This is a genomic window from Streptomyces sp. AcH 505 (assembly GCF_000818175.1).
Taxonomy (GTDB): Bacteria; Actinomycetota; Actinomycetes; order Streptomycetales; family Streptomycetaceae; genus Streptomyces.
Genome location: NZ_JTIY01000002.1, coordinates 306767 through 327101, shown reverse-complemented (window position 1 = coordinate 327101; position 20335 = coordinate 306767). Strand labels below are relative to the sequence as shown.

Annotated in this window: 15 protein-coding genes and 1 pseudogene; 9 read left to right on the top strand and 7 right to left on the bottom strand. The window is 70.4% G+C overall.

Annotated elements, in window-relative coordinates; all coding sequences use genetic code 11:
- Nucleotides 1-26: 26 nt before the first annotated feature.
- Nucleotides 27-749, bottom strand: a complete 723-nt coding sequence (locus HY68_RS31565; RefSeq protein WP_041998235.1) for a chitinase — start codon at nucleotides 747-749, stop codon at nucleotides 27-29.
- Between the two features lie 17 nt (nucleotides 750-766).
- Nucleotides 767-1285, bottom strand: a complete 519-nt coding sequence (locus tag HY68_RS31560; RefSeq protein ID WP_041998233.1) for a lytic polysaccharide monooxygenase auxiliary activity family 9 protein — start codon at nucleotides 1283-1285, stop codon at nucleotides 767-769.
- A gap of 306 nt (nucleotides 1286-1591) precedes the next feature.
- On the opposite strand from HY68_RS31560, the gene HY68_RS31555 reads away from it, so the two are divergent.
- On the top strand, nucleotides 1592-2785 hold the full coding sequence (locus HY68_RS31555) for an MFS transporter (RefSeq protein WP_042000346.1): 1194 nt from the start codon (nucleotides 1592-1594) through the stop codon (nucleotides 2783-2785).
- Between the two features lie 4 nt (nucleotides 2786-2789).
- Here HY68_RS31555 and HY68_RS31550 read toward each other — a convergent pair whose 3' ends face one another.
- The 3 genes and pseudogenes from HY68_RS31550 to HY68_RS31540 all read right to left on the bottom strand — a co-directional run bounded on the left by HY68_RS31550 (nucleotide 2790) and on the right by HY68_RS31540 (nucleotide 7538).
- Nucleotides 2790-3839, bottom strand: coding sequence for a glutathione S-transferase C-terminal domain-containing protein (locus HY68_RS31550; protein ID WP_041998231.1), 1050 nt, complete (start codon nucleotides 3837-3839; stop codon nucleotides 2790-2792).
- Between the two features lie 14 nt (nucleotides 3840-3853).
- Nucleotides 3854-5317: pseudogene (locus tag HY68_RS31545) on the bottom strand (MFS transporter); the annotation flags it as partial.
- 112 nt (nucleotides 5318-5429) lie between these two features.
- Nucleotides 5430-7538: a glycogen debranching N-terminal domain-containing protein gene (locus tag HY68_RS31540; RefSeq protein WP_052457341.1), complete on the bottom strand. Its 2109-nt coding sequence runs from the start codon at nucleotides 7536-7538 to the stop codon at nucleotides 5430-5432.
- Nucleotides 7539-7683: 145 nt separating this feature from the next.
- On the opposite strand from HY68_RS31540, the gene HY68_RS31535 reads away from it, so the two are divergent.
- Genes HY68_RS31535 through HY68_RS31520 form a run of 4 tightly spaced genes read left to right on the top strand, consistent with a single transcriptional unit; the run spans nucleotide 7684 to nucleotide 11987 of the window.
- A complete protein-coding gene (locus HY68_RS31535) occupies nucleotides 7684-8745 on the top strand; it encodes a LacI family DNA-binding transcriptional regulator (protein WP_041998227.1) in 1062 nt (353 codons plus the stop codon).
- A gap of 45 nt (nucleotides 8746-8790) precedes the next feature.
- The gene (locus HY68_RS31530) at nucleotides 8791-10035 is read left to right on the top strand and encodes an extracellular solute-binding protein (protein ID WP_041998225.1); all 1245 of its coding nucleotides are present in this window, start codon (nucleotides 8791-8793) and stop codon (nucleotides 10033-10035) included.
- 6 nt (nucleotides 10036-10041) lie between these two features.
- Nucleotides 10042-11112, top strand: a complete 1071-nt coding sequence (locus tag HY68_RS31525) for a sugar ABC transporter permease (RefSeq protein ID WP_241778820.1) — start codon at nucleotides 10042-10044, stop codon at nucleotides 11110-11112.
- On the top strand, nucleotides 11109-11987 hold the full coding sequence (locus tag HY68_RS31520; RefSeq protein WP_041998223.1) for a carbohydrate ABC transporter permease: 879 nt from the start codon (nucleotides 11109-11111) through the stop codon (nucleotides 11985-11987). The genes HY68_RS31525 and HY68_RS31520 overlap by 4 nt, the downstream gene beginning before the upstream one ends.
- Here the strand turns inward: HY68_RS31520 and HY68_RS31515 are convergent.
- The gene (locus HY68_RS31515; protein WP_041998221.1) at nucleotides 11953-12816 is read right to left on the bottom strand and encodes an MHYT domain-containing protein; all 864 of its coding nucleotides are present in this window, start codon (nucleotides 12814-12816) and stop codon (nucleotides 11953-11955) included. The genes HY68_RS31520 and HY68_RS31515 overlap by 35 nt on opposite strands.
- Nucleotides 12817-13118: 302 nt before the next feature.
- Here HY68_RS31515 and HY68_RS31510 point away from each other — a divergent pair, with 302 nt between their 5' ends.
- The 3 genes from HY68_RS31510 to HY68_RS31500 all read left to right on the top strand — a co-directional run bounded on the left by HY68_RS31510 (nucleotide 13119) and on the right by HY68_RS31500 (nucleotide 17489).
- Nucleotides 13119-14816, top strand: coding sequence for a discoidin domain-containing protein (locus HY68_RS31510; RefSeq protein ID WP_041998219.1), 1698 nt, complete (start codon nucleotides 13119-13121; stop codon nucleotides 14814-14816).
- A gap of 127 nt (nucleotides 14817-14943) precedes the next feature.
- Nucleotides 14944-15399, top strand: coding sequence for a hypothetical protein (locus HY68_RS31505; RefSeq protein ID WP_041998217.1), 456 nt, complete (start codon nucleotides 14944-14946; stop codon nucleotides 15397-15399).
- Between the two features lie 236 nt (nucleotides 15400-15635).
- Nucleotides 15636-17489, top strand: coding sequence for an alkaline phosphatase family protein (locus HY68_RS31500; RefSeq protein ID WP_041998215.1), 1854 nt, complete (start codon nucleotides 15636-15638; stop codon nucleotides 17487-17489).
- Here HY68_RS31500 and HY68_RS31495 read toward each other — a convergent pair.
- Nucleotides 17486-19201, bottom strand: coding sequence for an IlvD/Edd family dehydratase (locus HY68_RS31495; protein ID WP_041998213.1), 1716 nt, complete (start codon nucleotides 19199-19201; stop codon nucleotides 17486-17488). The two genes, HY68_RS31500 and HY68_RS31495, sit on opposite strands and share 4 nt — an antisense overlap.
- 107 nt (nucleotides 19202-19308) lie before the next feature.
- Here HY68_RS31495 and HY68_RS31490 point away from each other — a divergent pair, with 107 nt between their 5' ends.
- Nucleotides 19309-20322 carry an alcohol dehydrogenase catalytic domain-containing protein gene (locus HY68_RS31490; protein WP_041998211.1) on the top strand — a complete coding sequence of 338 codons (1014 nt, stop codon included), beginning with the start codon at nucleotides 19309-19311 and terminating at the stop codon, nucleotides 20320-20322.
- Nucleotides 20323-20335: the final 13 nt, after the last annotated feature.

Sequence of the window (20335 nt, the reverse complement as noted above, 5' to 3'; positions counted from 1 at the left end):
TGTTCGTACCGCCCTGTGCGTACCGGTCAGCAGCTGAGGTTGCCGCCGGGGTCGACGCCGAGTATCTGCGCGAAGTTCGTGTAGCTGTCGATACGGCTCTGCACCTGGGCGGGGTTGCCGCCGTTGCACTCGATGCTGCCGTTGATGGACCGGATGGTCTCACCGAATCCGGCGCCGTTGACGATCGCGTCGTGCGGGGTCATCGTGCCGGGACCGCTCTGCGTGTTCCAGTACCAGAGGCCGGTCTTCCAGGCGACGGACGCGTCGTTCTGGACCAGGTCGGGGTTGTTCAGCAGGTCGATGCCCAGCGCGTCGCCCGCCGACTTGTAGTTGAAGTTCCAGCTCAGCTGGATCGGCCCGCGCCCGTAGTACTTGTCCGTGCCCGCCGGGCAGCCGTAGGACTGGGTGGCGTCGCAGTAGTGCGGGTAGTTGGCGGTGTTCTGCTCGACGACGTAGACGAGGCCGCCCGTCTCATGGCTGACGTTGGCGAGGAAGGCCGCGGCCTCCTGCTTGCGTACGGTGTCGCTGCCGGTGCCGGAGAAGCCGGGGTAGGCGCTCAGCGCGGCCGTCAGACCGCTGTACGTGTAGAACGAGTTGCGGCCGGGGAACATCTGGTTGAACTGGGCCTCGCTGACGAGGAAGTCGTCCGCCTGGGCGGCCTGCACGGTGGTGGCGGGGCCGAAGGTCAGTACCGCGAGTGTGGCGGCCGAGGCCGTCGCTGTCAGCAGCCCGATGACGCGGTTGCGCATGTGACTCACTCCCTCTCTCAGCCGCCGACGTTGACGTCGATGCAGGCGTAGAACGCGTTCGCCGTGTTCGCGATGTTCCACACCGCGAGGACCTTCTGCTTCCCGGTCAGCGAACCGAAGTTCACCTGGTGGGTGACGGTGGCACCCGGCTGGGCCCCGTTGTCGTCGAACTCGGCGATCTCCTGGCCGCCGACGAAGTACTGCCAGGTGCTCGTGGAGTGCTGCGCCGTCAGGGTCCACTTGAATTCGGTGGTCTGCTGGACGGGGGTGACCGTCCACCCCTTGGCGTCGTCGTCGAGGTCGGCGAACCGTTCGTTGCCCCCGCTGCAGCTGGTCAGCCCCTTGGGGCCTTCCACGCTCTGCGGTTCGTAGGTGATGTCACCGCAGCTGACGGTGCCGGCGGCGCACTGGGCCTGCCGGCTGGGGGGCGAGGAGATGTAACCGTGGGCACTCGCGGAACTCGCCGGCAGACTCAGGGCGAGTACCGGGGCCAGAACCGCGCCGACGGCAGCGGCGATCTTCCTTTTCCGGTGCATGCGTACTCCTTCACATCAGGTCTTCCCGCGTGGTCTCGGGTCCGTGGGGGAACCCGGGTCCTGCGGGCCGGCCTCTCAGGTGTGGGGCCAAGAGGCGCGAAGGGGCAGTGAAGGAGACCGCGTCGGCGACGGCCGGAGGCCGGTGCTTCAGCAAACATCTCCCTCACTTGGCCTAGACCATACAGGTCGTCGTGTTCGCGTCAAGGGCTCGCGCGGAGGGCTCGGGTGAGCGCCCGTCAGCTGCCGGCGGCGGCCTGTCCGTGCCGGTACGGGTGGCGTGCGCCGGAGGCTCGTACTGTGGTGGGCATGATCGATCGCAATGCCCGGCGTCCGCGCCTCGGCTATCCGGTGGCGGCGGCGATCTTCGCCATCGGCATGCTCGGCACGACGCTGCCCACCCCGCTGTACGGCCTCTACCGGCAGGAACTCGGCTTCTCCGAGCTGATCGTGACGGTCGTCTTCGCCGTGTACGCGGTCGGCGTCATCGCCGTACTGCTGCTCGCCGGCAACTACTCGGACGTGGTGGGCCGGCGGCCCGTCCTGCTGGTGGCGCTCGGCCTGTCGGCGGCGAGCGCGCTGTGCTTCCTCTTCGAGGGCGGTCTCGCGGTGCTGTTCGTCGGACGGCTGCTGTCGGGCTTCGCCGCCGGGCTGTTCAGCGGAGCGGCGACGGCCACCGTGCTCGACCTGGCCCGGCCGGACCAGAAGGTACGGGCCGGACTGGCCGCGACGGCCGCCAACATGGGCGGTCTCGGCTGCGGGCCGCTGCTCGCCGGACTGCTCGCCCAGTACGCGCCGTCGCCGCTCAGCCTGCCGTTCATCGTGGACCTCGGCCTGGTCGCCGTCGCCGCCGTACTGACCTGGCTGCTGCCCGAGCCCGTCGAGCACCCGCGCTGGCCGGCGCCGCTCAGTCCGCAGGGGGTGCGGGTACCGCCCGAGGTGCGCGGGGTGTTCGCGCCGTCGGCGCTGGCCGTCTTCGCCGGCTTCGCGCTGCTCGGTCTGTTCACCGCCGTGGCGCCGAGCTTTGTGGCCGAGACCCTGGACGTGCACAACCTGGCCGTCTCCGGGGCGATCGTCTTCTCGGTCTTCCTCGCCTCCACCGTCGGCCAGTCCCTGATGGGGCGGGTCGGTGTACGCAGGGCGCTGCCGGGCGGCAGCTTCGTCCTGGTGGTGGGCCTTGCCCTGGTCGGGGCCTCGCTCGCCGCCGAGTCGCTGCCGCTGCTGGTGGTGGGCGCGATCCTGGCCGGGCTCGGCCAGGGCCTCGCCTTCCGGGCCGGCATCACCGCCGTCGGCGGCGCCGCGCCGCCCGCCCACCGGGCGGGCACCATCTCGGCCTTCTTCGTCGTCGCCTATGTCGGCATCTCGTTGCCGGTCGTCGGCGTCGGCGCGCTGACCGTCGCCCTGGGCCTGCGCACCGCCGGACTGACGTTCACCGGCTGCGTGCTGGTCCTCGCGCTCTGCGCGGGGGTGTACCTGAGCCGCAGGCCGGTGCCGGAGAGCTGAGACCCTAGTCGCGGCCGATCGGCGGGACCCTTTCGCCTGCCGGTACCGGGCCCGGCGGGGTGCCGTCGCCGAAGGGGCGGCCGCCCAGCCGTTCACGGTGGTGCGGGGTCAGCCAGCCCGCCGGGTCGGGGCCGATGGCCACGATGCCGGTGGGGTTGATGCCGGTGTGTACCCGGTAGTAGTGCTGCTTGATGTGGTCGAAGTCGACCGTGTCCCCGAAGCCCGGGGTCTGGAACAGGTCCCTGGCGTACGCCCAGAGCACCGGGTCCTCGGCCAGTTTCGCCATGTTGCATTTGAAGTGGCCGTGGTAGACCGCGTCGAAGCGCACCAGGGTGGTGAACAGCCTGATGTCCGCCTCCGTGATGGTGTCGCCCACCAGGTAGCGCCGGTCGGTGAGCCGCCGCGACACCAGGCCGAGGCGTTCGAACACACCGCGGCACGCCTCCTCGTACTCGCGCTGGCTGGTCGCGAACCCGGCGCGGTACACACCGTTGTTGACGTCCCGGTAGACGCCCTCCATCACCTCGTCGATCTCGTCGCGCAGCGCCCGCGGACAGAGGTCCGGCGCGCCCGGCCGGTGCAGCGCCGTCCACTCGGTCGCGAGGTCCAGGGTGAGTTGCTGGTAGTCGTTGGTCACCAGCTTCCCCGTGGGGACGTCCACGACGGCGGGCACGCTGACGCCGCCGGGGTAGTCCGTCTCCCGCGCGTCGTACGCCTCGCTCAGGTAGCGGATGCCGAGCACCGGGTCCCGGCCTTCGGGGTCCAGGGTGAAGCGCCAGCTGCGGGCGTCCTGGACGGGATCGGTGACGGCGAGCGACAGGGCGTCCTCAAGTCCGAGCAGCCGGCGCGAGATCACCGCGCGGCTGGCCCAGGGGCAGGCGCGGCTGACCACCAGCCGGTAGCGGCCGGCCTCCACCGGCCAGCCGTCGCGGCCGTCGGCGGTGATCCGGTCGGCGAAGTGGCTCCTGGACCGTTTGAACGGTTTGCTGCCCAGCTCGGAGTTGCCGTCCCCGGCTGCCGGCGGCCGGCCTCCGGTCGTGTCCGATTCGCTCATCGTCACTCTCCTCAGCTCTGCCTCGTCCGGTCCCGGCGGCCCGCGATCACGTCGGCCAGCGCGATGACCAGCGCCACCACCACGAACCCCACCGAGACGACGAGTCCGTGGTCGAAGGCGGAGTTCCAGCCGTTGGGGCCGACCTGGGCGAAGAAGACCGAGCCTACGGCGGCGATGCCGACGGCGGACCCGACACGCTGGCCGGTCTGGAGGGTGCCGCCCGCGCTGCCCGCCCTGTTCACCGGCACCTGGGAGAGCGTCAGGGTCTGGTTGGGCGCGATGACCAGGCCGCTGCCGAGGCCCGCCAGCAGCAGCGGCGCCGCCATCGCCCAGCCCACGCCACGGCCCGGCACTTGGTGGACGGCGATCACGGTCCCGACGAGTCCGACGACCACCATCGTCAGTCCGATGGCCACCAGCGGCCGGCCGAACCGGTCGACCAGCTTGCCGCCGATCCCCGCCGACGCGCCGGACCCCAGGGCGAAGGGGGTGATGGCGACGCCCGCGAGGAGCGCCGAGTAGTGCAGCCCGCTCTGCAGATAGAGCGTGCTGATGAAGAAGATCGAGGTGAATCCGGCGAAGTACAGCAGGATCAGCAGACAGCCCAGCCAGTACGAACGGACCCGGAACAAGGACAGGTCGATGACGGGCTGGACACCGCCCTTCGGACAGCGGCCCTCCCACCGGACGAACGCGAACAGCAGCGCCGCCGCGACGATCAGCAGCAGATACTTCTCGTCGCCCGGCCACTGCTGGGCCTGGACGAAGGGCAGCAGCAGCGCCAGCACACCGCCGCCGAGCAGCAGGATGCCCAGCGGGTCGAGGTCGCGGGCCCTGACCCGGCCCGCCGAAGGGGTGTCCGGCAGCAGCCGCCTGGCCAGCAGCAGACAGACGGCGCCCAGCGGCAGGTTGACGAAGAACACCCACCGCCAGCCCTCCTGCGCCCCGGCCGCCTGGATGAGCAGCCCGCCGAGCAGCGGCCCCACCGCCGTCGAGATACCGACGACCGTGCCGAAGGCGCCGAACGCCTTGCCGCGCTCCCGGCCCGAGAACATCTGCTGGATCAGCGCGGAGATCTGCGGCGAGATCAGTCCGCCGGCCGCGCCCTGGATCAGCCGGGCGACGACCAGCCACAGACTGGTCTGGGCGGCTCCGCAGGCGGCCGACGCCAGCGTGAACAGCGTCAGTCCCACCATGAAGACGGCGCGCCTGCCCCGGGCGTCACCGAGCCGGCCGGCCGGGATCAGGAAGAGGCCGAAGGACAGCGCGTACCCCGACAGCACCCACTGGAGGTCGGACTCCGGTGTGTGCAGCCCCTCCTTGATGGAGGGCAGGGCCACATTGACGATCGAGACGTCGAGCAGTGTCATGAAGCCGGCGACCAGGCACACGGCCAACGCCTTCCACCGCCGCGGGTCGGGCCCGTCCGCCGTGTCCTGCTCCGCCGGGGCTCCATCGGACTGCGCGGCCACAGACATCCTCACTTCTCGGTGCGGGTTCCGGCCACCGTCCCTGGGGCCGGAACTCGTCGGCAGGATCGCAGTTCCGTATGCCCCGGAGCGCCCCCGGCGAAAACAGCACCGCCGCCGCTCAGCCCCTGATCAGGGTCGTGCCCGCCGGGAGTCCCGTCACCTGCGCCGCGCCGTCCGGGCTGACGCTGACGTCCAGCCGGTGGCCCGCCAGGTCGAGGCCCGTGACCGTGAGCGGCCGGTACGCCTCGGTGAAGGCGGGCGCCAGGGTGAGCGTGGAGCCCGGCACGTCGGCCGAGAGTCCGAGCACCGACTGGAGGACCAGGACGGACGAGGCGGCGGCCCACGCCTGGGGACGGCAGGACGCCGGATAGGGCGCGGGGCGGGCGGCGTTCGCCGCGCCGTGCCCCGCGAACAGCTCGGGCAGCCGGGCGTCGAAGGCCGCCGAAGCGGTCAGCAGGCCGGCGGCCAGCGGCGCCGCCTCGTCGGGGAAGCCTGCCCTGACCAGGCCGTGCACGGCGATGGCCGTGTCGTGCGGCCAGATGGACCCGATGTGGTAGCCGTACGGGTTGTAGCCGACCGAGGCGCTGCTCAGGGTGCGCAGGCCGTGGCCCGAGTCCAGGTCGGGGGCGCTGATCCGGGCCGCGAGCAGGGCGCTCTCGTCCCGGTCGAGCAGGCCGGTGCCCAGCAGATGGCCGAAGCCGGAGGTGACGGAGTCGACGGGGCGCTTGTCCCGGTCGAGTGCCACGGCCGGGTAGCGGCCGTGCTCGTCCTCCACCCAGAAGTGGGCGCGGAAGCGCTCGCGCAGCCGGTCGGCCCACTCCTCCCAGCGGTCGGCGCCGGGCCTGCCGAAGGCGCGCAGCAGGGCGGCGCCGCCCCGGGCCGCCTCGTACGCGTACGCCTGGACCTCGCAGAGCGCGATGGGCGGTGCGGCAAGGCGTCCGTCGCGGTACCGGATGCCGTCGCTGGAGTCCTTCCAGCCCTGGTTGGCCAGGCCGCGGCCGGTCTCGTCGATGTATTCGAGGAAGCCGTCGCCGTCGGCGTCGGCGTGGTCCCGCATCCAGGCGAGGGCCGACTCGGCGTGCGGCAGGAGCTGTTCGACCTCTTCGGGGGCGAGGCCCCAGCGCCAGGCGTCGTGCAGCAGGGTGACCCACAGCGGGGTCGCGTCGACGGTGCCGTAGTAGGAGGCGGGCAGGCCGAAGGAGTCGTGGAAGGTCTGTTCGCTCCTGCGCACCTCGTGCAGGATCTTGCCGGGCTGCTCCTGGGTGTCGCGGTCGGACCTGACGCCCTGGCGGCGGGCGAGGGTACGCAACGTGCCGGCGGCGAGTGAGGTGCCGAGCGGCAGCAGCATCCGGGCCGCCCACAGCGCGTCACGGCCGAAGAGCGTGAGGAACCAGGGGGCGCCGGCGGCGAGGAACTGGTCGGCCGGGTCCTCGGGGTCGGTGAGGCGCAGCCGGTCGAGGTCGGCGGCCGACTGGCTCAGCCAGTGGTCGAAGCGGTGGTCGGCGCTGGCCAGTTCGGGGGTGCGCCAGGGCACACTGCCCGCGGTGGGCGCGGGGAACTGGTCGCCGGTGTCGTGCGCCGCCGAGCAGTGCAGTACGGCGGTCCAGACGGCGCCGGGCGCCAGCTCGACGTCGTAGCGCAGCTGTCCGGCCCGCGCGTCGATCTCGGGCGCCGCCGTGCTGGTGAGGCGGACGGCGAACGCGTCCTGCTCCCAGGCGAGTCCGCCGTCGACGGCCGTGGCGGCGACGGGTGGGGTGGGCCGGCCGGTCTTGACGCGCTCCATGGGGGCGAGGTCGGTCGTCGCCGTGACGACGAGGCCGACCCGGACGTCCTGGCCGCCCGCGTTGGTGAGTTCGAAGGTCTCGGTCAGCTGTCCCGGGGCCACCCGCCGGCTGCGGCGCAGGGTGACGGCCGGGTCGGGGGTGACCTCGCCGAGGCCGCGCAGCACACCGCGGAAGGTGGCGCTGTCCGCTCCGTCGAGGGCGCCGCCCACCGGGGCGAGCGCGACGCCGTCGGCGGCGACGGTCAGCCGGGCCAGTGCTCTGCTGTCGCCGTGGTAGAAGCCGTCGGCGCCGCCGCCGAGTTGGCCGTGAGGACGCGATATCGCGAAGCTCGGCGCGTACAGCGTCACCACCGCGTCGTGCAGGAAGGGCTGGAGTCCTGCCACCTGAGAGCCGTCCCCGTCGGTGAAGTCTTTTGTGTCGTGGGTCTTGACAGTGGTGTCCAACAGAGCAGAACCTCTCAGTCATTGGAGCGTTCCAAAAACTCTAACGACGACATCGGGACGTTGACAACGGTTTTGGAACGCTCCAATGAACTGATTCGCTTTTGCTACGAGTTCCTGTCCGTTCCTACAAGTTCCGGAGACCGCCATGGCCCGCTCTGCCAGCAACCCGCCTGCCAAGGCGGGTCCCGTGACGCTCGCCATGGTGGCGAAGCGGGCCGGCGTCTCGCCGCAAACCGTCTCCAACGCTCTCAACTCGCCGGACTTACTGCGTCCCGAGACGCTGGACCGGGTGCTGCGCACCATCGAGGAGATGGGGTACCGGCCGCACCGGGCGGCGCAGACGCTGCGTACCCGCTCCAGCAAACTGATCGGTTACGCGATACGGCCGGCCCCCGGTCTCTCGGCGCCGGTCATGGACCGCTTCCTGCACGCGCTGTCGCAGACGGCCGACGCCGCCGGTTACCGGATCCTGCTGTTCGCCTGGCCCGCCGACGGCGAGGGCGGCGGCCTCCCCGGCTACGAGGAACTCATCGACCAGCACAGCGTGGACGGTTTCGTGCTGAGCGGCACCGACAGGGGCGACCGCAGACAGGCGTGGCTGGAGAAGCGCGACGTGCCGTTCGTGGGTTTCGGCCGGATGTGGTCGGGCCGCCAGGTCGGTGACTGGGTCGATGTCGACGGTGCCTCGGGCACGGACGCGGCGGTCGAGCATCTGGTGGGCCTCGGCCATCGCCGTATCGCCTTCCTCGGCTGGCCGCGCGGGTCCGGTGTCGGTGACGACCGTGCCGAGGGCTGGCAGCGTGCCATGCGACGGCACGGTCTCCCGGTGCGCGGCAGGCGCGCGCAGAGCGTGGACGACATCGCGTCGGCGCAGGCCGTCGCGGGACCGCTGATCGACGGCGGCGCGACGGCCGTGGTGGCGGCGAGCGACATGCTGGCGCTGGGCTGCTACCACGCGCTGCGCGAGCGGGGCGCGGTACCGGGCAGGGACGTGGCGGTCGTCGGCTTCGACGACTCCCCCACCGCCGCCCTCATCTCCCCCGGTCTCTCCACCCTCGCCCAGCCGACCGAGGCGGTCGGCCGGGAGTGTGTCCGGCTGCTGCTGGCGCGGATGGCGTCGCCGGGCCGGGATCCCGAACGTGTCCTGCTCGAACCGTCGCTCGTCGTCCGCGACAGCACACCCCCGTACCCGCCCCCCGCCAACTGAGTCCGTCCGACCGAGTCCGTACGCACGTCTTTACTGGAGGAATTCATGGTCACCCGCACGGCTGCCGCCGCCTTCGTCGCATGCGCGGCGCTGCTGGCAGCCACCGGCTGCTCGTCCGGCTTCGACAGTGGGAAGGAGCCGTCCCAGGAGAAGAGCGGTCCGCAGCACCTGTCGGTGCTGATCGCCACCTCGGGCGACGCCGAGACCGCGGCGGTCAAGGCGGCAGCCGCCGCCTACGCGAAGAAGTCCGGCAACACGGTCACGGTCGAGGCCGCCAAGGACATGAACCAGCAGCTGGGGCAGGCGTTCGCGGGCAACAAGCCGCCGGACGTCTTCTACGTCAACTCCGACCAGTTCGCCAACTACGCCAAGGGCGGCTCGCTCTACCCGTACGGCGCGCAGATACCGGACGCCGACGACTTCTCGCCGCAGCTGCGTGACTCCTTCAGCTACGACGGCAAGCTGGTCTGTCTGCCCAAGGACACCTCGACGCTGGGCCTGGTCGTCAACACCGACCTGTGGGCGAAGGCCGGGCTGACGGAGAAGGACTACCCGACCACGTGGGAGCAGCTGCGGACGGTCGCGGACAAGCTCACCGGCAAGGGCGTCACCGGCCTGGTCACCAGCGACGAGTACCAGCGGCTCGGGGTCTTCCTGAAGCAGGCGGGCGGCTGGGTCACCGACTCGGGCCAGACGAAGATGACGGCCGACACCCCGGAGAACGCCGAGGGGCTCGGTTACGTCCAGTCGCTGCTCAAGTCCGGCTCGATGAAGTACGCCAAGGACGTCGACACCAGCTGGGGCGGCGAGGCGCTCGGCAAGGGCAAGGCGGCGATGACCGTCGAGGGCAACTGGCTGGACGGCGGGATGAAGCTCGACTACCCCGACGTGAAGTACAAGGTGCTGCCGCTGCCCGCGGGCCCGAAGGGCAAGGGCACCCTGGCGTTCAGCAACTGCTGGGGCGTCGCGGCCGACAGCGCGCACCGCTCGGCAAGCGTCGACCTGGTCAAGTACCTGAGCTCGGGCGACCAGCAGCTCACCTTCGCCAAGGCGTTCGGTGTGATGCCGTCGCGTACGAGCGCGCTGAAGACGTACGCCCAGCAGTACCCGGCCGCCAAGGCGTGGGTGGACGGCAGCGCCTACGCACAGGGCCCGGTGACGATCGCCGGCTTCGACAAGGTGCTGAGCCAGTTCAACACCGAACTGCAGTCGCTGCGCACGACGGACCCGAAGAAGATCCTCGGTGATCTGCAGCGCAACGGCGAAGCGGCGATAGCGAAGGGCAACTGAGCCCGGATGCCGCTACGTTCGATCCGCTCGGCGGGCAGGGCCCGCTCGGTGCGCCGGGACGGACCGTGGGGCTGGCTGTTCGTCAGCCCCATGGTGGTCGTCCTCGGTCTGTTCCTCGTGCTGCCCATCCTGATGGCGCTGTGGGTGAGCCTGCTGCGCTGGGACGGTCAGTCCAACCCGTTCACCGGCAGCGCCGACTTCGTGGGTCTGGACAACTACCGGACCCTGTTCGTCCAGGACGGCCTCGACCGCACCCTGTTCGCCACGGCGCTGCGCAACAACGCCTACTACGTGCTGCTCACGGTGCCGTTGCAGACGGTGCTGGCGCTGGGGCTCGCGATCATCGTCAACCAGCGGATGCTGCGTGGGCGCGGCGCGCTGCGGACGACGTTCTTCTTTCCCTCGGTGACGAGTTCGATCGCCGTCGCCACTGTCTTCCTCTTCATGTTCCAGGGCAGTGGGTCGGTCAACAAGATGCTGTCGTGGGTGGGGGTGAAGGGGCCCAACTGGTTCTCCGACCCGCGTGGTGTGCTGTCGCTGATCCTGGGTTCGGTGGGCATCGTCGATCCCGAGCGCCCGTCGGGGGCGCTGGCGTCCCACTCGTTCATGGGTCTCTCCTGGTTCGAGTGGCTGTCCGGGCCCTCGGTCGCGATGTGCACGATCATCCTGCTGTCGGTGTGGACCACGTCCGGCACCTTCATGCTGATCTTCCTCGCGGCGCTCCAGGACGTCCCGCGTGAACTGGAGGAGGCGGCGGCCATCGAGGGCGTCAACCGCCGCCAGTTGCTGCGGTACGTGACACTCCCCGCGCTGCGTCCCGTGCTGTTCCTGGTGCTGACGCTCGGGCTCATCTCGACCTGGCAGGTCTTCGACCAGGTGTACGTGATGGGTCAGGGGGCGCCGGGCAACACCACGCTGACGCCGGCGTTCCTGTCGTACTCGTCGGGCTTCGACAACTCGGACTTCGGTCAGGGGGCGGCCATCGCGTTCGTGCTGCTCGTCCTGATCCTCGTCCTGACCGGACTCCAGCGCTGGGTACTGCGGGAGCGCGGCGCACGTACCGGGAGGACACGATGAGTTCACAGGGCCGGCCGGTGCTCAACCGGTTCCCGATTCCGCTGCGGGTGGTGGGCTACGCCCTGGTGGTGGGGGTGGCGCTGCTGTATCTGCTGCCGTTCGCGCTCCAGTTGGTGACCGGTTTCAAGACCGATCCGGACGCGGCGGCGCATCCGCTCTCGCTGCTGCCCACCACACCCACCACGGCGGCCTACCAGCGGCTGTTCGGCCTCGGCGGCGCGGCGGACGGTGTGCCGTTCCTGCGCTGGCTCTCCAACTCGGCACTGGTGGCCGTCCTGGTGACGGCGGGCCGGGTGCTGTTCGACTCGATGGCCGGGTACGCGCTGGCGCGGCTGCGCTTCCGGGGCCGCAAGGTGCTGTTCGTCTTCGTCATCGCCGTGATGGCGGTGCCGGGAGTGGCGCTGCTGATCCCGAAGTTCCTGGTGCTGAACATCTTCGGACTGTTCGACACCTACACCGGCATGATCGTGCCGCTGCTGGTGGACGCCACCGGCATCTTCATCATGAAGCAGTTCTTCGAGTCGGTGCCGCCGGAGGTCGAGGAGGCCGCGCGGATGGACGGGGCCGGGGTGGTACGGATCTTCTGGTCCGTCGTCCTGCCCATGGCGAGGCCCGCGTTGATCACGCTGACCATCCTGTCGTTCCAGGGGTCGTGGAACGAGTTCACGCACTTCCTCATCGCCACCCAGTCGGGGCAGTACGAGACGCTGACCACGGGTCTCGCGCGCTTCGTCTCCGGCGGCCTCGGCGGCGGCACCCAGTATCCGCTGAAACTGGCTGCCGCCCTGCTCTCCACCCTGCCGGTGGCAGCGCTGTTCTTCTGCTTCCAGCGCTACTTCGTCAGTGGGGCCAATTCCGGGGCTCTGAAGGACTGATGTCGTGCTGACGGCCGGGCTGCGCGGGGATCCGCGCACCGGCCGTCGTAGCGCCGGCCGGCGCACCCCCGGCGGTGGCGGGCTGGTTCCAGTCGCCTTCGCCCAGGACCAGCAGCGGGTCGAACATCACCACGACACCGGAGAGTACGAGGAAGACGGCCGGGCCGAGCAGCATCGGGAAGAGCAGCGAGGTGGGTGAGGAGCCGGACACCGTGCCGGCGTCCTCCTGCAGATGCACGCTGATCGCCAGCATGCCGACGTAGTGCATCCCGGTCACGGCGATGCCCATGACCAGACTCGCGCCCAGGCTGGCCAGAAAACCGTGGACCGATACGGCCGCCCAGAGTGCGGCGGTCGCGGCGACGACGGCGATCACGATGGAGAGGGTGACGGTCGTGACGTTGTACTCCAGGTGCCCCTGGAGCTCCATTCCGGCCATTCCGAGGTAGTGCATGGCCGCGACACCGAGTCCGGTGATGACACCGGCGGAGAGCAGCGCCGCCGTCGTGGCACCGCGGTAGCCCACGATGAAGACGCCGATGCCGACCATCACGATCGCCACGGCCAGGCTGGCCACGGTGGTGAGTTTGTCGTAGCTGATAGGCGCCTCCTCGACGCTGAATCCGATCATCGCTATGAAGTGCATCGTCCAGATGCCGGAGCCGATGGAGAGCGCACCGAGCGCCAGCCAGCCGGGTTTCCAGGAACGCTCGTGCCGTAGCGAGCGGGTGGTGCAGCGCAGCCCGAGGGCCGAGCCGAGACATGCCATGAGAAAGGCCACCACGGGGGTGACAGCGCCGTAGGTGAATCCATCCACTGTGCCCTGCATAGCGGTGCACGCCCTTCAACCGGTGTCGCTCGTCTGAGATACGACAGCCCGACGTGAGCGTAGGCGGAATCCAGCCACAAACAAGGGTCTGGGCGATTACGTGTTGACAAAGGTGCGTGTTCACCATGATCAACGCCTAATGATTGCCATCCGGCCGCCGTGATGGCGGTGTTGGCATAGATTTTTTCCTGGACACGTCAAGAAATTGCGTGCAGTCATCTTGTCCATGCGTTGTCATGTCCATACCTTGTCTTCGGATGGCCCCCGTCCGGTGTGGGCCCTGAGCCGATTGCGAGGGATCCGTGAGTATTTCCAGACGGTCCGTCATCCTGTCCGCGCTCGCCGGCACCGCCACCGTCGGCGGGTGGTCGGCCGCCACCACGGCGACGGCGGCGCCCACCCTCGCCGCCGCTTCGCCGCCCGGCGATGTGGTCGGCAAGGTGACCGTGGGCTACCAGGGCTGGTTCGCCTGCAAGGGCGACGGAGCGCCCATCAACAGCTGGTGGCACTGGAGCGCCAACGCCGGTCAGCCGCCGTCGCCTTCGAACACCACCATCGCCTCCTGGCCGGAGATGAAGGAGTACGAGAAGTCGTACGCCACGGCGTACGGGAACCTCGGCAGCGGCGCTCCGGCCACGCTGTTCTCGTCGTGGGACCAGCAGACGGTGGACACGCACTTCCGCTGGATGCAGGAGAACGGCTGTGACACCGCGGCCCTCCAGCGGTTCAACCCCTTCGGCGCCGAAGGCCCCACCCGGGACGCGATGGCGCAGAAGGTGCGCCAGTCGGCCGAGGCGCACGGCCGCAAGTTCTACATCATGTACGACGTCACCGACTGGACCGCGATGCAGTCGCAGATCAAGGACGACTGGACGTCGAAGATGAAGGCGCACACCGCGTCGGGCGCGTACGCCAAGCAGAACGGCAAGCCGGTGGTGTGCATCTGGGGCTTCGGCTTCAGCGACCCCGGCCGGCCCTTCGAGCCGGCGCCGTGCCTGGACGTCGTCAACTGGTTCAAGAGCCAGGGCTGTTACGTCATCGGCGGGGTGCCCACCCACTGGCGCACCGGCACCGAGGACTCACGTCCCGGCTTCTCCGACGTCTACCACGCGTTCAACATGATCTCGCCCTGGATGGTGGGCCGGATCAGCAACGTCGACCAGGCGGACCAGTTCTACCGCGACAACAACGGCCCCGACCAACTCGACTGCGACGCGCACGGGATCGACTACCAGCCCTGTGTCATCCCCGGCGATCTGCAGGGCAGGGCGCGCGCCCACGGCGAGTTGATGTGGCGTCAGTTCTACAACCTGGTCCGGATCGGTGTGCAGGGCTTCTACATCTCGATGTTCGACGAGTACAACGAGGGCAACCAGATCGCCAAGACCGCCGAGACGGCCGCCGACGTGCCGACCGGGTCCGGGATCTGGGCGCTCGACGAGGACGGCACCCGCTGCTCGTCCGACTACTACCTGCGGCTGACCAACGACGGCGGCCGCATGCTCAAGGGACAGATCGCCCTCACCGCGGTGCGCCCGACCGTACCGCTGCCGGGCGGCGGCGGACCGACGCAGCCGACCGGCGACCTGGCCCTGCGCCGCCCGGCGACAGCCAGCAGCACCACGCAGTCGTACGGGCCGGGCAACGCCGTGGACGGCAACGCGGGCACCTACTGGGAGAGCGCCAACAACGCGTTCCCGCAGTGGCTCCAGGTCGACCTCGGCAGCGCGTACACCGTCAAGCGGCTGGTGCTCGCGCTGCCGCCGGACCAGGCGTGGGCGACCCGCACCCAGACCGTGGCCGTGCTCGGCTCCACCAACGGCACCACATTCACCACGCTGTCGGGCGCGGCGGGCCGTACGTTCAACCCGGCCTCGGGGAACACCGCCACGATCACCCTGCCCGCCGCCGTCACCACCCGTTATGTGCGGCTCCAGTTCACCGCCAACACCGGTTGGCCGGCCGGACAGCTCTCCTCGCTGAGCGTCTACGCCGACTGAGCGCGCGGCAGGTGCGGCCGGCGCTGATTGGTGCCGCCGATTCGGGTTACCCGGGGGGCAAGGCAGGCACAGCGCACCAGGTACCGGCACGACCATGCGCCGGCCGCACCCAGGAGAGGTCATACCGATGACGGACGAGCGGAGCACGAACGACGGCGAGCCCACCGCCGAGGAGTTGCGGGAACAGGCCGAACGTACCCGCGACGAGCTGGGCAGAACCGCGGAGGGCGTCGCGGCCAAGGCCGAGGCGGTCAAGAACGACGTGAAGGCGCGCGCCCAGGAGACGAAGGAGCGGGCGCAGGAGAAGGCCGCCGAGGTGCAGGAGAAGGCCCAGGAGAAGGCGACCGAGGTCAAGGAGCGGATCGACGACCAGGCCGCCAAGACGAAGATCCAGCTCCAGGACCGTACGGCGCAGCTCCAGGAGAAGGCGAGCCAGACGCTCCAGCGCGCCCAGGACAAGGCTCCCGACCAGTGGAGCGAGCGGGCGTCGCAGCTGGCCGAGGCGGTCCGGCGCAATCCGGCACCGTACATAGCGGCGGCCGCGGTGATCGTCGCGCTGACGGTACGGCGCTCCCGGCGCTGACGGCCGGCCGGAGCAACGGCTCGACGAGGGAGGACAGCGGGCACCGGCCCGCTGCCCTCCCTCTCGCGTGCGTGCTCAAGAGCGGACGATCCTGACAGATCCTCAGTTCGCAACCCGGCTCGGGGAAACAGTAAATGAATTCTTGACCGCGTGGGGCGCGTCGAACCGTGCATGGTCATGCCATCGTGTTGCAGCACCAGCACCCTCCTGGGCCGGCGACCGGAAGGCGGAACCGTATGGGCAGCACACGCAGAGGCACGGCGGCTCGCCGCTGGGGAGCGCTGGCGGGGGCAGCCGCGCTGACCGTACTCGGCGGGGCCGCGCCGTCCTTCGGCGCGGTACGGGGCGGGCAGCACCCGGGCAGCCACACCGCCACGCCCGTCAAACACCTGGTCGTCATCTTCGACGAGAACATCTCGTTCGACCACTACTTCGGGACGTATCCGAAGGCGGCCAACACCGACGGCACCCGCTTCACCGCGTCCCCGCGCACGCCCAGGGACATCGACAACCTGCGCACGGCGGGGCTGCTGACGAAGAACCCGAACCAGTACGCGCCCAAGCGGCTCACCCCTGAACAGGCAGTGACCTGCGACCAGAACCACGCGTACAGCCCCGAGCAGTACGCGTACAACGGCGGCGGCGCCGACAAGTTCGTCCAGTTCACGGACTCCGGCAAGTGCTCGGGCAATCTGTTCGGCGAGCCGGGTCTGGTGATGGACTACTACGACGGCAACACCGTCACCGGCATGTGGAACTACGCCCAGCACTACGCGCTCAACGACAACTCGTTCGGTTCGGCCTACGGCCCCTCCACGCCCGGCGCGATCGAGCTGGTGTCGGGCCAGACGCACGGGGTGGTCTCCACCGACCCCGCGTCGTCCACGGAGGACCCGGAGCAGACCGACGAGCCGGATCCGGCCGCGGTCGCCTCCCCCGACGAGCGGGGCGTCGGCACGATGATCACCGACCCCGACCCGGCGTACGACGACTGTTCGGGCAACGACCACACCAGCCAGTCGTCCCTGGCCGAGCTGCGCGGCAAGAACATCGGTGACCGGCTGAACGAGAAGGACGTCAGCTGGGGCTGGTTCCAGGGCGGCTTCCGGCCGAGCACCCCGTGGGACGGCGGCGACACCCTCGCCACGTGCGACGGCACCACGCACGCCAACGCGATCGGCGCCCAGGTCGTGGACTACAGCCCGCACCACAACCCGTTCGCGTACTACCGCTCGACGGCCAACCCGCACCATCTGGCCCCGGAGTCCGTCGCCGAGATCGGCCACGACGGCCGGGCCAACCACAACTACGACCTCACCGACTTCAACGCGGCGCTCAAGGCGGGCAAACTGCCCTCCGTGAGCTTCCTCAAGGCGGCGTCCTACCAGGACGGGCACGCGGGGTACTCGGGCCCGGTGGACGAACAGAACTTCCTCGTCGGGCAGATCAACGCGATCCAGCGCTCGCCGCAGTGGAAGGACACCGCGATCGTCCTCGCGTACGACGACTCCGACGGCTGGTACGACCATGTCTACGCCACGCCGCGCAACGGCTCGGACGACACGACGAAGGACAGCAGCGGCCGGAGCCTCGACGCGCCCGGCTGCCGGAACGGGCCGCCCGCCGCGGGCGGTTACCAGGACCGCTGCGGCCCGGGCGCCCGCCAGCCGCTGCTGGTGATCTCGCCGTTCGCGAAGGTCAACAGCATCGACCACACCAGGACCGAGCAGACGTCCGTGCTGAAGTTCGTGGAGGACAACTGGCACACCCGGCGGATCGGGGACCACTCCTTCGACACCCGGGCGGGATCGCTGGAGAACATGTTCGACTTCGACCGCCCCAACGGCAGGCAGGTACTGCTGAATCAGGACGGCTCGGTGGCCTCGGTCGGCCCGGTCCGGCACGTCGCGCCCGTCACCACGGCGATCACCGACCCGCAGCCGCGCGACGTGGCGATGGCGGACCTCTCGTCGAGCAGCAGCACCCCTTCGCCCACGCTGCTGGGCACGGCGGCGGGAGCGGTGCTGGTCGCCGGTGCGGGAGTGACCCTGGCGGTGCGCAGGCGGCGCCACTCCCGCGGCGCGCTCTAGTGTGACTCGCGGGAGACCTCGTGGCCGCTGGAGCCGACGAGGAAGTCCAGGTCGACGCCCTGGTCCGCCTGGTTCACATGCTCGACGTACAGCCGCTCCCAGCCGCGCCTGGGGGCGGCGAACGCCGCCGTCATCGCCTTCGACGGACGGCGGCGCGCCAACTCCTCGGCCGGTACGTCGAGATCGATCCTGCGGGCGGCCACGTCCAGCACGACGAAGTCGCCGGTCTCGACCAGCCCCAGCGGGCCGCCGGCCGCCGCCTCCGGCGCGGTGTGCAGGACGACCGTGCCGTACGCCGTGCCGCTCATCCGGCCGTCGCAGACCCGCACCATGTCCCTGACGCCCTGCTCCAGCAGTTTGGTGGGCAGCGGCATGTTCGCCACCTCCGGCATGCCCGGGTAGCCCTTGGGACCGCAGCCCCGCAGTACGAGCACCGACGAGGCGTCCACGTCGAGGTCCGGGTCGTCGATCCGGGCGTGCATGTCCTCGACGCTGTCGAAGACGACGGCCCTGCCCCGGTGGCGCAGCAGTTCGGGCGAAGCGGCGGCCGGTTTGATGACGGCGCCGGACGGGGCGAGGTTGCCGCGCAGCACCGCGATGCCGGCGTCAGGCAGCAGCGGGTCGGCGCGGCTCCGGATGACGGTCTCGTCCCAGATCCGCGCGCCGTCGAGATGGTCGACCAGCGGGGTGCCGGTGACGGTCAGGGCGGCCGGGTCAAGCAGGTCGCCGACCTCGTTCAGTACCGCCAGCAGCCCGCCCGCGCGGTGGAAGTCCTCCATCAGATGGCGGCCGGCCGGCTGGAGGTCGACGAGGAGCGGCACGCCCGCGCCGGTGCGGTCGAAGTCGTCCAGCGTCAGTTCGATGCCGAGCCGCCCGGCGATGGCCAGCAGATGCACCACGGCGTTGGTGGAGCCACCGACGGCGGCGAGCGCGACGATCGCGTTGAGGAAGGAGCCCCGGGTGAGCAGCGTGCTGGGGCGGCGTTCCGCGGCGACCATCTCGACGGCGAGCGCGCCGGTGGCGTGGGCGCTCTCCAGCAGCCGGCTGTCGGGGGCGGGCGTCCCGGCCACCCCCGGCAGCGTCGTACCCAGCGCCTCGGCGACGACGGCCATGGTGGAGGCCGTTCCCATGGTGTTGCAGTGGCCCCGGCTGCGGATCATCGAGGATTCGGACCGCAGGAAGGCCTCCTCGGAGAGGGTGCCCGCCCGTACCTCCTCGCTGAGTTTCCACACGTCGGTGCCGCAGCCCAGCGGCTTGCCGCGGAAGGTGCCGGTCAGCATCGGGCCGCCAGGCACGACGACTGCGGGCAGGTCGACGGAGGCCGCCGCCATCAGCAGCGACGGAATGGTCTTGTCGCAGCCGCCCAACAGCACGACGCCGTCGACGGGGTTGGCGCGCAGCATCTCCTCCGTCGCCATGGCCGCCATGTTCCGCCACAGCATCGCCGTGGGCCGTACCAGCGTCTCGCCGAGGGAGACCACCGGCAGGTTGAGCGGGACGCCGCCCGCTTCCCAGATGCCCTGTTTGACGCTCGCCGCGACCTCGTCGAGATGGGAGTTGCACGGGGTCAGGTCGGACGCGGTGTTGGCGATGGCGATGTGCGGCCGGCCGTCGAAGGCGTGGGCGGGCAGTCCTCTGCGCATCCACGCCCGGTGGATGTAGGAGTTCCTGTCGGTGCCCGCGTACCACTGGGAACTGCGCTGTTCCGCCATTGCGTACTCCTCCGTCGTCCGTGGCTGCCAACTTGCCATGCCGGGGCGGTGTTTTTGAAGTGCGCTCCACCCGTACGGATGTTCATGCCGCGTACTAATATCTGGCCATGCGCGCCTTTGTCATCACAGGTCCGCGCCGGTGCGGGGTGCGTGACGTGGCGCCCCCGGCAGCGGCGCCGGGACAGGTCGTCGTCGATGTGGAACGGGCCGGTGTCTGCGGTACGGACAGCGAGCTGTTCACCGGCGAGATGAGTTACATGGACGAGGGCAACTCCCGCTACCCGATCCGGCCGGGCCACGAGTGGTGCGGCGCGGTCTCCGCGGTGGGCGACGGCGTCGACCCCGGCTGGCTGGGACGGCGGGTGACCGCCGACACCATGCTCGGCTGCGGCGGCTGCCGGCGCTGTCTCGCCGGCCGCCACCATGTCTGCGAGGACCGGTACGAGATCGGCATCCGGGGCGGCTGGCACGGCGCGCTGGCCGAGCAGCTCGTCGCGCCGGTGAACGCGCTGCATCCGCTGCCGGACTCCGTGGACGGTGTCGCGGGCGCCCTGGTCGAGCCCGGCGGCAACGCGCTGCGCGCCGTCGAGGCGGCGGCCGTCGCGCCCGGTGAGCGGCTGCTGGTGCTCGGCCCCGGCACGATCGGGCTGCTCGCCGCCCTGTTCGCGCTCGCCGCCGGGGCGGAGGTCCATGTCATGGGTCTGACCCCGGCGTCACTCGACTTCGCCCGCAGCCTCGGTGTGCACGGCGCCTGGACCGAGTCCGAGCTGCCCGACCTGCCCTTCGACGGGGTCATCGACGCCTCCAACGCCCCCGGGCTGCCCGCGCTCGCCGTGGAGCGCGTCGAGCCGGGCAGGCGGGTGGTCTGTATCGGGATCGCCGCGACGCCCAGTTCCGCCGACACCCGGGCGCTGGTCCTGAAGGACGTCACAGCCGTGGGCATCCTCGGTGCGTCGGCCGGCCTGGCGCGTACGATCGGGCTGTACGCCTCCGGCGCCGTGGATCCTCGTCCGCTGGTCGCCGCCACCGTCGGTTTCGAATCTCTCGGCGGAATTCTCTCGGGTGTACGTCCCGAAGGGGTGGGGCCTGGGCCTAAATTCCTGGTGAGCCCCGGTACCTGAGATCCGCCCCGGC

Coding starts and splice junctions, on each gene's coding strand:
- HY68_RS31565 (WP_041998235.1), bottom strand. CDS start 749: ATGCGCAACCGCGTCATCGGGCTGCTGACAGCGACGGCCTCGGCCGCC.
- HY68_RS31560 (WP_041998233.1), bottom strand. CDS start 1,285: ATGCACCGGAAAAGGAAGATCGCCGCTGCCGTCGGCGCGGTTCTGGCC.
- HY68_RS31555 (WP_042000346.1), top strand. CDS start 1,592: ATGATCGATCGCAATGCCCGGCGTCCGCGCCTCGGCTATCCGGTGGCG.
- HY68_RS31550 (WP_041998231.1), bottom strand. CDS start 3,839: ATGAGCGAATCGGACACGACCGGAGGCCGGCCGCCGGCAGCCGGGGAC.
- HY68_RS31535 (WP_041998227.1), top strand. CDS start 7,684: ATGGCCCGCTCTGCCAGCAACCCGCCTGCCAAGGCGGGTCCCGTGACG.
- HY68_RS31530 (WP_041998225.1), top strand. CDS start 8,791: ATGGTCACCCGCACGGCTGCCGCCGCCTTCGTCGCATGCGCGGCGCTG.
- HY68_RS31525 (WP_241778820.1), top strand. CDS start 10,042: ATGCCGCTACGTTCGATCCGCTCGGCGGGCAGGGCCCGCTCGGTGCGC.
- HY68_RS31520 (WP_041998223.1), top strand. CDS start 11,109: ATGAGTTCACAGGGCCGGCCGGTGCTCAACCGGTTCCCGATTCCGCTG.
- HY68_RS31515 (WP_041998221.1), bottom strand. CDS start 12,816: ATGCAGGGCACAGTGGATGGATTCACCTACGGCGCTGTCACCCCCGTG.
- HY68_RS31505 (WP_041998217.1), top strand. CDS start 14,944: ATGACGGACGAGCGGAGCACGAACGACGGCGAGCCCACCGCCGAGGAG.
- HY68_RS31500 (WP_041998215.1), top strand. CDS start 15,636: ATGGGCAGCACACGCAGAGGCACGGCGGCTCGCCGCTGGGGAGCGCTG.
- HY68_RS31495 (WP_041998213.1), bottom strand. CDS start 19,201: ATGGCGGAACAGCGCAGTTCCCAGTGGTACGCGGGCACCGACAGGAAC.
- HY68_RS31490 (WP_041998211.1), top strand. CDS start 19,309: ATGCGCGCCTTTGTCATCACAGGTCCGCGCCGGTGCGGGGTGCGTGAC.